The following is a 13,630-nucleotide window of genomic DNA, read 5'->3' as shown; positions in this document are numbered from 1 at the left end:
TGAATTTATAAAAGTGGTGGATAGAGGGAATGAGCTTAAGTGATAATACGCAAACAATGCAGCACGAAATAGACCAAGCAAGCTTATTACACGGAATTACCAATCGGATTCGGCGATCGCTAGAATTGCCAGAAATTTTGACATCGACAGTCGCTGAAATTCGCTCATTGCTTGAAACCGACCGCGTGATGATTTATCGGTTTCATGCCGATGGCAGTGGAGAAGTGATTGCCGAGGCAATTGATAACAATCGCCTGCCATCTTTGATAGGGCTAAATTTTCCGGCTGATGACATTCCTCCCCACGCCCGCGAGATGTTTCTGAAAGCTCGCCAGCGCTCAATTGTCGATGTTTCCTCAGGGTTGATTGGTCTGAGTTCCTTGGATTGCGCCCAGACAGGTACTGCTTTGAAGGCGGAAGATGTTCGCTATCGCCCAGTAGATTCCTGCCATATTGAATATCTCACGGCAATGGGAGTCACATCTTCCCTCGTGGTGCCGATTCTATATCATGATGCCCGCACGCAGGAGACCCAGCCGGAACTATGGGGTTTATTAGTCTCGCATCACGCTGAATCGCGTTCGGTTTCGGAACAAGAACTGCAAATCGTCCAGTTAGTGGCAGATCAAGTTTCAATTGCGATCGCTCAATCTACCTTACTCGAACTCGCCTGCGCCCAAGCAACGCGGGAAGCGCGGATTAACCGAGTCGCCACCCTGCTCCATGCACTACCAACGATTCAGCTTTCTGAAGCCCTTACGGAAACGGTTGCAGCCTTTAAAGGTTGTGGGGGCAGAATTTACATAGCGGCAGAAAATCCAAGTCAAGCAATCCTATTTGCCTGCGGCGATCAACCGATGCTAGGAGCCATCGGGAAAGATCGTCCGCTTGAAGAGCATCCCGTTTGGCAGGAATATTTAAAATTACAAGACACTGCCTGCAATCCCATCAAGGCAGTGACGGATCTCTATAAAGAACCTCATCTGCGAGTCATCGCGCCAGCGTTCCGCACGACTCGAATTCGGGGCATCCTGATTGTCCCCCTCCAGTATCGTCAGCAGTTTCTGGGATACTTGTGCATTTTTCGTAATGAAATTGATACGGAAACTTTGTGGGCTGGAAATTTCGACCCGGATCGGAGACAACTGCAACCTCGTAATTCCTTTGAGGCATGGAGGGAACTGAAACGAGGTCAAGCACAAGCGTGGACGCCGGGAGAAATTGAACTCGCTCAAGCCTTGGGTCATCACTTCTCAATGGCGATTGAGCAGTATCTCCTGTACACACAGGTGCAGTCTCTCAATAGCAACCTGGAGCATCAAATTCAAGAGCGAACTGTCCAGCTAGAACAGTCCTTAGAGTTTGCCAAAGTCCTCAAGCAAGTCACAGACCAAATTCGCAGCACTCTGGATTTAGAGAAGATCCTACAAAGCATTGTGCAGGAAGTCAGGAAACTGCTAAGCACAGACCGAGTGGTAATTTACCAGTTCACCAGAAGTTGGCAAGGGGAGGTGGTTGTAGAAGCAGTGACAGGTAGCTGGAACTCAATTCTGGGAGAGATATACGAAGATGAATGCTTTCCTCAGGAGTACGCCTCTGCTTACCAGCAAGGAAGGATTCGAGCAGTTCATAACGTAGCTGAGTCAGATTTACATCCCTGTCATATAGAGTTTTTACTGAAAATTCAGGTTCAAGCCAACTTAGTTGTCCCGATTAACATGGGGGAACAGCTATGGGGGCTACTAATTGCCCATGAGTGCCAAGCTCCTAGGGAATGGAAGACTGCTGAAATTGATTTGCTGCAACAGCTGGCAAATGAAGCCGCGATCGCAATTCAGCAAGCCGAACTCTACGAACAAAGCCGTAGTGCCGCTGCTACTGCTACCGCTCAAGCACAACAGTTAGAACAAGCTGCCGAACAACAACAAGCATTGTTTGGAGTCATTACTAAGATTCGAGAATCCCTCGATCTAAATACAATCTTCAAAGCAACGACCACTGAAGTCCGACAACTGCTAGGGGCTGACCGAGTGGCAGTATTTCGCTTATATTCCGCCTCTGGCTCGCTGGATGATGAATTTGTCTCAGAGGACGTATTACCAGCTTTAAAGCCGATTTTAGGAACCAAAGTTTACGACCGCCACTTTTCCCAAAACTATGCTGTACTTTATCAACAGGGTCGGATTCAAGTAGTTGATGACATCTACAACGCAGGCTTAACTGATTGCCATATCGAGCTGCTGGAGCAATTTCAAGTCCAAGCTCAACTCGTGGTGCCGCTGCTAAAAGGGGATATCCTTTGGGGATTGTTATGTATCCATCAATGCTCGCAAACGCGACATTGGGATGTCTCAGAAATTGAGTTCGTCACCCAGACTGCTGTTCAGCTGGGAGTTGCAATACAGCAAGCAGAATTACTCGCTCAAACCCAGCATCAAGCAGAACAACTCGCTTGTGCCCTCCAAGAATTACAACAAACCCAAACCCAGCTGATTCAGACAGAAAAAATGTCGAGTTTGGGACAGCTAGTTGCAGGTGTGGCTCACGAAGTCAACAATCCGGTTAATTTTATTTACGGCAATCTCATTCACGTTGGCGAGTACGTAAAAGATTTGATCGATCTGTTGCATCTATACCAGGAGCGTTACCCCCATCCCGATCGGGAGGTTGCCAAACACGCAGAAGCAATCGATTTGGAATTCATTGCTGATGATCTGCCGAAAATGCTGTCGTCAATGAAGGTGGGAGCCGACAGAATCCGTCAACTGGTGCTGTCTCTCCGGAATTTCTCTCGCCTTGACCAAGCCGAGATGAAACGGGTGGATATCCATGAGGGTTTAGACAGCACGCTGTTAATTTTGCAACATCGACTCAAAGGGAAGGGTAATACTCCTACGATTGAAGTTGTAAAGGCTTATGGCGATCTGCCCTTAGTTGAGTGTTATGCCGGTCAGCTCAATCAAGTGTTTATGAATGTCCTTAGCAATGCGATTGACGCGCTGGAGCAGCAAAACAACTGGGAGCGATCGAACCACCCGATGGAAAGGGGAGAAGCTGCTGGTTATTTGCACCACGCAAGTGACACAGATACTGCCCTAACATCATCAGACGTTAAAACTTCACCCGCTCAGATTACTATCCGCACCTTTTTGAAGGAGGAAGCAGAAAGAATAAAAGGTGAAAAAATACAGGAGCAAGAAGGAAGGATAAAGCATGAAACCGATTCACCTATTCATCCTTTCATCCCTCATCCTGCTAACGTGGTGATTCAAATTATTGATAATGGCTCTGGTATGCCAGAGGCGGTGCAGGCGCAAATCTTCGATCCTTTTTTCACGACAAAGCCGGTTGGTAAAGGCACGGGTTTGGGACTGTCGATCAGCTATCAAATTGTGGTAGAAAAACACGGCGGCGTCTTTAAGTGTTTTTCTCAACCAGACAAGGGCACTGAGTTCTGGATTGAAATTCCCGTTCGCCCACAAAATTGAAAGAAGCAATTGATGCTGGGCCAAAAAACGAACTCTCTACACACTCGGAACCTCACCGCTAACCCCTCTCCGTTGACGGAGAGGGAATATTGAACTCCTTCCCGTTGACCGGGAGGGACAGGGGTGGGGCTAAACTCTGAGTGCTAAAGACAGCACAAATTAGAACTTCCGATCGCTCGAAAAAGTTTTACGGGCAAATTTTCTCGATAGCGATCGCTGCCATTTCAGTACCTGCTGGCTTCCGGGTACTTCGTGCAGCAGCACATACAAACAGGGAATAATAAACAGGGCGAGGATGGTGGCGATAGACATCCCAAAAAAGACGACGATGCCCAAAGGTTGTAGGAATTCCGAGCCTTCCCCGATGCCCAGGGCTAGCGGCAGTAAGCCCAAAACCGTCGTGATGGTAGTCATCATAATCGGTCGCAGACGTTGGGGAGCGGCTTTAATGATGGCAGTTTGGCGATCGCATCCTTCTCGTTCCCGAATCTGGTTCGCTAGCTCGATCATGATGATAGCGATATTCACCACAATGCCCACCAGCAGAACGGCACCGACTAGAACAGTAGCACCGATGGCGGTTTTAGTGACGTAAAGCCCGATAATTCCCCCAGCTAAAGCTAATGGCAAAGTCAGAATAATGGCTAGGGGGTCAATTAACGAGTTGTACTGCACCGCCATGACCACGAACACTAAGAAGGCTGATAGCGCCCCCAAAGTTTTCAGAGAATTTTGCAACTGCTGATTGGTTTCGGCTGCGGAACTAGGAAGTACAGTCACGCCTTCAGGTAACTGCAAATTTTCTAACACCCGATCTACCTCTGCAAAGGCATCGCTGAGGTTAGCTCCTTCGCTGAGACTCCCAGCAATGATAAAAACCTGTCGTTGGTTAATCCGTTGCACTTCTCCAGGCGCTTGCCCTTCGGAAATGGTCGCGACATCACCCAGCCGAACTAAGCTGTTGTTATTGACAAATAAGGGCAGCTCCTCTAATTGCGAAGCGCGTTGCACCGATTCTTCATTGAATTGTACGCGCACATCTACTAAGCGATTGCCTCTTTGCAACTGCGTTGGTACCGACCCCTCGATTGCTGTCTGAATCGTTTGCCCAATGTCTTGCGTCGTCAACCCCAACTCCTCTGCACGCTCCCAATCCGGTCGAATCTGCACTTCTGGTTGCCGAGGGTCAGCATCCGGTCGAAACGTTGCACTTTTTACTTGCTCATCCAAGGCTTGCACCACTTGCCGCCCTGCCTGTTGCAGCGGTCGATCTTCGTTTCCTTGGAGGATGATATCAACATCCGCTCCCCGCACTGGCGAGTTCGTTAGGATGATACCTCGCACCTGACCGGGATTGAGCCGCAGACGAATCCCCGCTAAATTCAGTTTATTTAACTCTTGGGTAACTTTTTCGACAAACTTCTCGACATCTGTACCGGATTTGAGGGTGATGGAGCTGGAACCTCGGAGGGGATTTGCACTGGTGCTACTGCCGAAAAGAGAACCTCCGGCTGTGCTAAATACATAGTCAGTTTCGGGCTGTTTTGTGAGGATTTCGTCAACCATTGCCATCACTTTCCGGTTAGTTTCCACGCTAGTTCCCGGAGGAAACTGGGCAGATAAATTTGCTTGACCAGTGCTAATACGAGGCAGAATTTCTTGAGGAATTTGCCCTGCCATCCACAAGCTACCGCCTCCCAAAACCAGAACCGAAATCGCAATTATCAGTATTCGATAAGGCAGCGCCCTCGTTAAAGTGCGAGTATAGCTGCCAGTTGCCGCCTCAAAAGAACGGTTAAATTGCCGCAACAACTGAAACTCACCTACCCGACTCGACCAGCGGATAGCCAATAGCCGAGATGTGAGAACAGGTACAACGGTCAGAGCTACTAAAAGTGAAGCTGCGACTGCAAAGCAAATCGTCAGAATTAATTCATTAAATAGTAGTGAGAAAAAGCCACCAATTAGCAAGAATGGCACTACAGATACCAGGTTAGCGCCTGTAGCAGCAACCATTGCTGATTCTACTTCCTGGGAACTGACAATCGACTGATCAATTATCTCTTGTTTGTTTAACCGTTGCTTTGTCCGAGTGCCTGGAGTCATGCCAATGCTTTCCGCAATGTTCTCCATGATCACGACGCTGGTGTCAATCGCCTGACCAATCCCCAACGCCAGACCTCCCAAACTGAACACATTCAAAGACAAGTCAAAAAACTTCATCAAGACGATAGCCGTCAGAGTACAAAGGGGAATCGTCAGGGAAATAATCAAAGTTTGTCGCAGTGACCCTAAAAAGAATAAAACTGCTACGGCTGCAAGTAATGCTCCGGAGATGGCAGAAACGATGACATCATTCAGGGAGTTGCGAATAAATTTTGACTCATCTAAGGTGGGTAGCAGTTTCATGTCTGCGGGAATTACACCCGATTGGCGGAGTTCTTCGATGCGTTTTTTAACTCCTTCCACCACCTCGATAGTATTGGCATCTGGTTGCTTTTGAATGCTGAGTTTTACCGCTGGTTGCCCATTAAGATAGACAAATACCCGCTGGTCTTCTGTACCATCAATGACTTCGGCAAAATCTCTTAGATAAACGCGAGATTGTGGTAAAAGTGTAGGGCTTTGCGCTCCTACTGGGCTGGGAGTTGAGGAAGCAACTTCAAAGGAGAGATTGCTAATTTCCTGTGCATCCTGAAAGCGTCCGACGGTACGGGTTAGCGTTTGGGAGTCGTTGCCTTGCAAGCGACCCCCAGAGATGTCCTGATTGCGATCGCCTAAAGCATTCAACACATCTACCAAACTCACCCCCAGCGCCTGTAAGCGATTCAGGTCAATTTGCACCCGCACTTGTTCTTCCACCCCACCCGCAACATCGACGGCGGCGACACCATTGACTACACTGAGTTCGCGGGATAATTCTTCATCGGCAAATACCCGCAAATCCGCATCCCCCAGGGAAGAGGATTGCAGCGCCATTTCGTAAACGGGTAGCTGGGAGGGGTCAACTTTAAACAAACGCGCATCTTCGATGGTGCTGGGGAGTCTGCTGCGACCCCGGTTAAAGGCAGCAGTGGCATCGTTGAGCGCTTGGTCAATGTTGCCTCCCGGTTCAAAGAATAAGTCTAAACTCACCTGCCCTTCGCGGGTTTGGGAGTAAACTTGCACCACTCCTTGTGTGGTACTTAGAGTTTCTTCTAGCGGCTTGGTAATTTCATCAACTCCCACTTCGGGGGAAATTCCAGGCGCTTCTACCCGCACGCCAATTCGCGGATATGTGATAGATGGCAACAAATCGACTTGGAGTTGGGAGAGAAAGAACACTCCCATCACCAACACAGATAATGTGAGCATGAGTGTGCCGATGTGACGGCGGATGGCGATCGCGCTTAGGCTAAATCCAGACATAATAATTTTGAATTTTGAGTTCTGAATTTTGAGTGAATTCGGAATTTTGAGTGCATGAGTGAGTTTTGAATTAAGAATTCAAAGCTCAAAACTCAAAACTCTAGGGCTTTGCGGTTTCTGATAAAACACTTAAGCTTACAAGTTCGCCATCCTTGAGCGGCTTACCAGCGCGGCTGACAAATCGCTCTCCTGGCTTTAATCCCGACATAATTTCTACTTTTCCATTTACGCGATCGCCCACTGTCACCGATCGAGCCTGCACTCTTGGCTGTTGCCCTTCACGAGTCACAACAAACACCGTCGCTTTGCTAGATTTGGCATTTTCTTGGGAGTTGGAAGCGCTCTCTCCCTCGCTCCTTGCCTGTCCCCCTTGTGCCTGCCTCCCTTGTGTCTGTCCCCCTCTCCCTCCTGCTTCTTGCAGCGCCGTTTGCGGCACCACGACCCGTGGGGATGCATTTGAGGCAAAGCTGACCCGTGCCAATAGTCCGCTGCCGATCTCACCCTTGGGGTTGGCAATCGTGACTTCTACCGGCACTTGACGAGCCGCTACATTCGCCGCCGGAGAAATGCGAGCTACTTGTCCAAGAAATTCCCTGTTCTTGAAGGCATCTAATTGCACCCGCACCGATTGTCCAGCCCGGATATTTGACAATTCCAATTCTGAAACTGGCACCACTACTGTGACGCGGCTGAAATCTCCAATTTTTAAGATTTCACTACCTGGATTCGCTAAATCCCCCGGTTCTAACCCTTTAGCAACGACAACGCCGCTAATGGGGGAAGTTAATACTGAATAAGATTGGCGTTCGCGATTTTGAGCCAGTACAGATTGTTGCGCCTTGACTCTGCCTTGAGCCGCTACGACTGCTTGCTGTTCTGTACTCACCTGTGCCTGAGCAGAGAGCAAAGCTTGTTGAGCCGTTTGAGCTTCGGTTTGAGCTAATTCTGCTTGTTGCTGCGCGATCGCACCCTGTCTCGCCAAGCCAGCCAGTCGCGCCGCATCCCGCTGTGTTTGCTGCAATTCAACTTTTGCCTGTTCCACCTGTGTCCGGGCATTCGCTACCTGAGTTCGGGCGCGGGCAACTTCTGCTTGAAGCGTTGCGAGTTCTGCTTGCGCCTGATTCACGCTAGTCAACAAGGTGGTGTCATCTAACTGGGCAACAATTTGACCCTGCGCCACCCGATCTCCCACATCTGCTTTAAGAGAGAGCAGCCGTCCTTCCACTTGGGGTTGCACCGAGACTTCTCTGAGTGGGCGAGTCGTGCCGATAAATTTTACATCTTCTTGAAGCGATTCGCTGCGAGCGATCGCCACATCCACTGGTGTAGGTTTTCCTTGCCCCCCTTCTTGCCCTCTGGGAGATTGAGCCTCCGCTTCTGCTTTCGGCAGAATGCCACAACTGGTCAACCCAGGCATCCCTAAAACAGCAAATATCAATATAAATAGGGGAATTTTTTGATTTTGCCGTTGGCTTGTTGATTTTTGACTCGTTTGCTGCCGAGAGGCTTGAGCAGCAGATATATCAGGAGACATACGCTTAAGTTGCACTTGGGTGTTCCACTCAGGAGACGGTTCGGACTCGCCTTGGGCGGGGCTGTCCAGCGGTGAGATGCAAAGGCAACAGGTTAGCTCTGTGCCTGCCTGTCTATTTAGACTGCTGATAGTTTACAAACGTTCACTTTACAAATCATAAAGTGCGAAGGCAGTTCTCTTGGTCAGCCTTAAGGTCGGATTTTGGCATTTGCCTTCTGGTTTTGGGCGAGCGATCGCCCTGAGCAACATTCCAGCTGCTATGCTTTTTTTAAAACCCTTGACAAACTCTCAAATCCTTGCGTTACCAATTCTTGCGGGTTAAAAATCTATTTCTGTCAGTCGTCCTGGCGGTGGCTGGGACTGTAGTAATTAGGGCATCCGAGAACGTACCCGTACAGGCTCGTCCCGCGCCTGTATTTACACGCCATTTAGAGACAATTCAAAGCAGCGTACCGCCTGGGTTGATTATGCGCTTGCCGTCCCAAATTCTCCTCAGTGGCCCCACCGATGTAGATCCTTCTGAGTTGATTGTCCGCGTCTTCCCCTCAGAAACTCCGTTAGCTTATACTGTTAGCCTTTTTACCTGCTACAGTAATCCCCAACCGTGCTTAGTCGGAAGTTTTTCGGTTGAGAAAAAGAATTCTCTCAATGCGATACGAGAATTAGAAAAACATAAAGCAGCAGGCGATCGCATCACCTTAAGGAAAGATATTAGAGGATATCTATTGGAAGGAAAAAAGCAGAAGCCATCCTATGAATTTTCTTCAGTGATGTGGCAGCAGGATGACTTCATTTATCGCGTTAGTTTTCCCACTATAGAACGGTCAAATATTCTCTTGATGGCGAATTCAATGGCTAACGATGTGCCGCTTTTCCGCAGGGTTTCTCGCCCACTTCCCTGATACTCATCCCAAGTTGCGTTCAGACAAAGTAGGGTCTTGAACGCAACTTAATTAGTATTAATTCCAGTAATCTACAATCCGCTGAGCGTCTCTAGCAGCTTCTCCACTTCAGCATTATGGTCGAGGAAGGAGAACAAATGTTTATAGCGCAGAATTCCCTGTTTATCCAGTACGAATTGGGCTGGCAGAGGCGCACCCAAAGCTTGACCCGTACAGTAAGCTCGAAACGTCCGACAACTGGGGTCGCTGAGCAAGGGCATCTTTAAACCCAGGTCTTTGACAACCGTTTTGCTCTGCTGTTCGTCGGTACTGGTAATCATCAAAACCTCGACGCCCAAACTGGTAAAGCGCTCGTAGTTTTCATTCAGCGCTTTGATGTGAGGAAAGCAAAAAGGACAATATTGCTTTTCGGTGAAGATGCGGGTGAAGGCAAGGATGACAGGTTGCTTTCCCCTGTAATCTGATAACTTAACTCTCCTCCCGTTAGTAATGTCCGGCAGTTCAAATGCTGGAGTCGTTTCACCCAGGTCTAAACGGCTGGTTGCTGGAATCGGCAAGAAATTCTCAAAGAAGCGTTGATTTAACAGTCCGCTAAAGTCAGTAGATGTCAGCATCGGTATATCATTTTGGTCTTATTGCTGTAATTGTAATAGTTCTTTACTTTTTTGCGAACAGGGGCGAATCGTCGAGAGCGATCGCATCCTTCATCCCTCAAAAAGTCGCCTCTCCATTTCAGGAATGCGATTAACTAACTGACGGATTACTTCTTCTTCTTAGAAGTCCCTGAATTTTGTTGTAACATCACTGGGCGCAAGACCCACGTATCAGGATTTACTCGCAGATTCACAGAAAACTGGCGATCCTGAGGGACAAGTAGCCTCTCTTACAAATCTTGGCTATGTGTTATAAGGAGGCTTTGGTAATTGCAAAGAAAATTCCTTTGTTCAGGGAGAAGGGACAGTTTTAGGAAATTTGGGCGTAGTTTTCTTTTCCTTAGAAGAATATAAGCAAACGATTGAGTTTTACGAAAAAGCTTTGGACATTTGGCGGCAAATCAGCAATCAACAGTCTGAAGCCCTTACTTTGGACAATCTGGAAAAGGCTTACCGTGCCTTGGGAGACTATGAAAAAGCGATCGCATACAATCACCAGCATCTAGATATCGTGCAAGCAGCGTTACAGGAGTTAACGCGATCGCAAGCATCAAAAACTAAACCCCAATACATCTGATAGGAAAAATCTCATCAAATGTATTGGGGTTTTTGATTAATTGACGACTGAATCAGTTCTGAAACTAACTCGACACCAGAAATTTAGACGGCAGAAAAGAAGACCTTTGACTTGACGGGGTCGGGAACCATCGTCTTGTCACCGGGTTGCCAACCAGCGGGGCAAACTTCGTCGGGGTTAGTTTGTACGTACTGGATTGCTTGCAGCGTCCGCAGAGTCTCATCGACGTTGCGACCAAAAGCCAGGTTGTTAATCGTAGCGTGCTGAATCACGCCTTCTTTATCAATGATGAACAGCCCCCGGAGTGCAATGCCTGCCTCTGGATCGAGGACATTGAAAGCAGCACTAATCTCTTTCTTAATATCGGAAACGAGGGGATAGTTTAGGTCGCCGACGCCGCCGGACTTGCGGTCTGTCTGAATCCATGCCAAGTGGGAAAATTCACTGTCTACAGAGACACCAAGGATTTCAGTGTTGAGATCCTGAAATTTTGAATAAGCGTCGCTAAAAGCTGTAATCTCTGTAGGACAAACGAATGTAAAGTCAAGAGGATAGAAGAACAAGACTACATATTTGCCACGATAGTCAGACAGTTTGATGGTCTTGAATTCCTGATCGACCACAGCGGTTGCGGTAAAGTCCGGGGCGGTTTGTCCAACCCGAAGACAGCCTTCTGTGTGGTGGGTCATGAATAGATTCTCCTTAAATGGAATAGATTTTGCATTGACTCGTGCTGAGTCAAGGGTAATCTAGTTGAGGTCTACCCTAGACGCAACGACAGCTAATTTACGAACTGTAACAACTATATCATACTCATAACGAGTTTGAGTAGGAATGAAGAATTTGGATACGCGCGAGTGGCTGCTGACCAACGGGTTAGGAAGTTTTGCCAGTGGAACGGTTTGTGATGCTCGGACTCGGACTTATCACGGTTGGTTAATTGCCGCCCTCGATCCGCCGAGTCAGCGCACTTTATTACTGTCTCACCTGGATGCCAGTTTGGATGTAGGAGGACGGGTATTTGCACTAGGGACAAATTTCTGGATAGATGGAAAAATTGACCCTTTGGGCTACGAGTTATTGCGTTCTTTTGACATTGACCCCTTTCCCCGTTGGGTTTGGGGTGAAGATAACTGGCAGCTAAGCAGGCAGCTGGTGATGCCCTATGGCTTAGTAGAAAGTAGCTCACAGAGCGTAAGTAGCGGGAAGGAGACTGAGCAAGTAGGTACTCCCCAGTTTTGTCACCGGATTTTGATTCAGTACCGCTATGAAGGCACTGAGTTGGCTACGCTGAGGTTACGCCCGGTAATTGGCGATCGCGACTTTCACCACCAGCAATCCGGCGCTTCCGGATTGTCCTTCTCGCAATTAGTCGGTCAAAAGCAAATTTGCTTGCAAGGGATGCGTCCTGACTGGACTGGGACTCCCTGGCAATTGCGCTGGAGTAAGGGTCGCTATCAACCAGACACCGTTTGGTATTGGCATTATTACTATCCAGAAGAGAAGCGGCGGGGATTGGGGGACAAGGAAGACCTCTACAGCCCTGGATACCTGACAGTACCCCTACAACCGGGAGACTCCCTCACCCTAGAAGCGAAAGTGGGATTATGTAACTCCAAACAATCACAGCTCAGTTCCCTAGACTTTGAGCAAGCAGTGCAGGTTGAGCAACAACGACTGAAAGCGCTTCGCCGTCCCTTGTTGAGGGTTCATGGCAACGAACCCTCAACCATTGACAATGACATTGTCAATGATATTTGGCAGCAGCTGTTGCGAGCAGGCGATCAATTTATTGTCTACCGCGCTTCCATTGCTGGCCCGACTGTGATTGCTGGCTACCCCTGGTTTAATGACTGGGGACGCGATACGCTAATTGCTCTACCAGGACTAGCTTTAGCGACTGGGCGCTATGAGTTAGCGAAGGGACTGCTGGAAACTTTTGGGCGCTATTGTCGGAATGGTTTGATTCCGAATGCGTTTCCAGATACTGGAGCTGAGCCATTTTACAACAGTATTGATGCTGCGCTGTGGTGGATTGAAACTTTGGGTCTTTACCTAGAAGCAACGCAGGATTGGGATTTTCTGGCTCAGCAATATCCTGTGGTGCGGCAGATTTACAAAAGCTTTATGGCTGGCACCCTGTACAATGTCCGGATTGATGCCACGGATGGGCTAGTTACCTGGGATGCGCCAGGAGTGGCGCTTACCTGGATGGATGCGGTGGTTGATGGTCAGCCGGTAACGCCTCGTCGGGGTAAACCTATAGAAATTAATGCCCTCTGGTACTCTGCTTTGTGCTGGGCTAGCCGATGGGCAGAATTGTTATTAAGGGAAGGAGGCGCGAATTCACAGAGGCGGATTAACCAGCGAGAACGCTATATTCAGCAGGCGCAACAGGTGAAGAGATCGCTGCAAAAGTTCTGGAATCCGACGCTGGGATATTTCTACGATACGATCGCACCGGATGATGTGCGAGACCCCACAATTCGTCCGAATGCAGTTTTGGCGCTCTCGCTCTATCATTGCGGGTTTCCTACCGAGCAAGGGCGGTCTGTCCTCAAGGTAGCAGGCGATCGCTTAGTGACACCCTACGGTCTCCGCAGTCTCGACCCCGCCGATCCCCGCTATGTGGGGACGTATGCTGGGAATTCTCAATATCGCGATCGCGCCTACCACCAAGGTACGGTTTGGAGTTGGCTGATTGGCCCCTTTATCCGAGCCTGGAAGCGCCTCTACGATTCAGAACCCGTCCCTTTTGATTGGCAGCCGATGATTGAACACTTGCAGTCCTCAGCCTGCCTGGGTTCGGTTTCGGAAATTTTTGATGGCGATCCGCCTCATGCAGCTCAAGGAGCGATCGCTCAAGCTTGGTCTGTTGCCGAACTCATCCGGCACTACTCTGACTGATTAGCACCCTTACTAGCATGGAGGAATGAGTACCATCACAAGCCTACTCATTCTTCAGTCCTGGCTTTTCATAACTTTTAAAATGGCTCTGGCGGGATTTGAACCTGCGACCTTGGGCTTATGAGTCCCCTGCTCTAACCACTGAGCTACAGAGCCAAGTT

The 13,630-nt window shown here is 48.8% G+C and carries 7 protein-coding genes, 1 tRNA gene and 1 pseudogene; 4 read left to right on the top strand and 5 right to left on the bottom strand.

Annotated elements, in window-relative coordinates; all coding sequences use genetic code 11:
* Positions 1–29 precede the first annotated feature (29 nt).
* Positions 30–3,488 (top strand): GAF domain-containing protein, encoded by a 3,459-nt coding sequence (locus tag NDI33_RS09740; RefSeq protein ID WP_190676619.1) that lies wholly within the window; start codon positions 30–32, stop codon positions 3,486–3,488.
* Positions 3,489–3,647: 159 nt separating this feature from the next.
* On the opposite strand, the gene NDI33_RS09735 is transcribed toward NDI33_RS09740, so the two are convergent.
* Together NDI33_RS09735 and NDI33_RS09730 are read right to left on the bottom strand one after the other, a co-directional pair.
* Positions 3,648–6,896 carry an efflux RND transporter permease subunit gene (locus NDI33_RS09735; RefSeq protein WP_190676617.1) on the bottom strand — a complete coding sequence of 1,083 codons (3,249 nt, stop codon included), beginning with the start codon at positions 6,894–6,896 and terminating at the stop codon, positions 3,648–3,650.
* A gap of 100 nt (positions 6,897–6,996) precedes the next feature.
* The gene (locus tag NDI33_RS09730) at positions 6,997–8,430 is read right to left on the bottom strand and encodes an efflux RND transporter periplasmic adaptor subunit (protein WP_242033173.1); all 1,434 of its coding nucleotides are present in this window, start codon (positions 8,428–8,430) and stop codon (positions 6,997–6,999) included.
* A 296-nt stretch (positions 8,431–8,726) separates the two neighbouring features.
* Here NDI33_RS09730 and NDI33_RS09725 point away from each other — a divergent pair, with 296 nt between their 5' ends.
* On the top strand, positions 8,727–9,332 hold the full coding sequence (locus NDI33_RS09725; protein WP_190429752.1) for a hypothetical protein: 606 nt from the start codon (positions 8,727–8,729) through the stop codon (positions 9,330–9,332).
* Between the two features lie 71 nt (positions 9,333–9,403).
* Here NDI33_RS09725 and NDI33_RS09720 read toward each other — a convergent pair whose 3' ends face one another.
* On the bottom strand, positions 9,404–9,946 hold the full coding sequence (locus NDI33_RS09720) for a peroxiredoxin (RefSeq protein WP_190429751.1): 543 nt from the start codon (positions 9,944–9,946) through the stop codon (positions 9,404–9,406).
* A gap of 355 nt (positions 9,947–10,301) precedes the next feature.
* Here NDI33_RS09720 and NDI33_RS09715 point away from each other — a divergent pair.
* Positions 10,302–10,562 (top strand): annotated as a pseudogene (locus tag NDI33_RS09715) (tetratricopeptide repeat protein); the annotation flags it as partial.
* Positions 10,563–10,645: 83 nt separating this feature from the next.
* On the opposite strand, the gene NDI33_RS09710 reads toward NDI33_RS09715, so the two are convergent.
* Positions 10,646–11,251: a peroxiredoxin gene (locus tag NDI33_RS09710; RefSeq protein WP_190411983.1), complete on the bottom strand. Its 606-nt coding sequence runs from the start codon at positions 11,249–11,251 to the stop codon at positions 10,646–10,648.
* Between the two features lie 145 nt (positions 11,252–11,396).
* On the opposite strand from NDI33_RS09710, the gene NDI33_RS09705 reads away from it, so the two are divergent.
* Positions 11,397–13,469 carry an amylo-alpha-1,6-glucosidase gene (locus NDI33_RS09705; protein WP_190676612.1) on the top strand — a complete coding sequence of 691 codons (2,073 nt, stop codon included), beginning with the start codon at positions 11,397–11,399 and terminating at the stop codon, positions 13,467–13,469.
* Between the two features lie 83 nt (positions 13,470–13,552).
* Here the strand turns inward: NDI33_RS09705 and NDI33_RS09700 are convergent.
* Positions 13,553–13,625: transfer RNA gene (locus NDI33_RS09700), tRNA-Met, on the bottom strand.
* Positions 13,626–13,630 lie beyond the last annotated feature (5 nt).

Origin of the sequence: Trichocoleus sp. DQ-A1 (assembly GCF_039961955.1) — a bacterium.
Classification (GTDB): Bacteria; Cyanobacteriota; Cyanobacteriia; order Cyanobacteriales; family FACHB-T130; genus FACHB-T130.
Note: the sequence above shows the minus strand (reverse complement) of the source record. Positions and strands in the feature narration are given on the sequence as shown.

What these genes read in the sequence shown, in the direction of transcription:
- NDI33_RS09730 (WP_242033173.1), bottom strand. Translation starts at nt 8,430, where the DNA reads ATGTCTCCTGATATATCTGCTGCTCAAGCCTCTCGGCAGCAAACGAGT.
- NDI33_RS09735 (WP_190676617.1), bottom strand. Translation starts at nt 6,896, where the DNA reads ATGTCTGGATTTAGCCTAAGCGCGATCGCCATCCGCCGTCACATCGGC.
- NDI33_RS09720 (WP_190429751.1), bottom strand. Translation starts at nt 9,946, where the DNA reads ATGCTGACATCTACTGACTTTAGCGGACTGTTAAATCAACGCTTCTTT.
- NDI33_RS09740 (WP_190676619.1), top strand. Translation starts at nt 30, where the DNA reads ATGAGCTTAAGTGATAATACGCAAACAATGCAGCACGAAATAGACCAA.
- NDI33_RS09705 (WP_190676612.1), top strand. Translation starts at nt 11,397, where the DNA reads ATGAAGAATTTGGATACGCGCGAGTGGCTGCTGACCAACGGGTTAGGA.
- NDI33_RS09710 (WP_190411983.1), bottom strand. Translation starts at nt 11,251, where the DNA reads ATGACCCACCACACAGAAGGCTGTCTTCGGGTTGGACAAACCGCCCCG.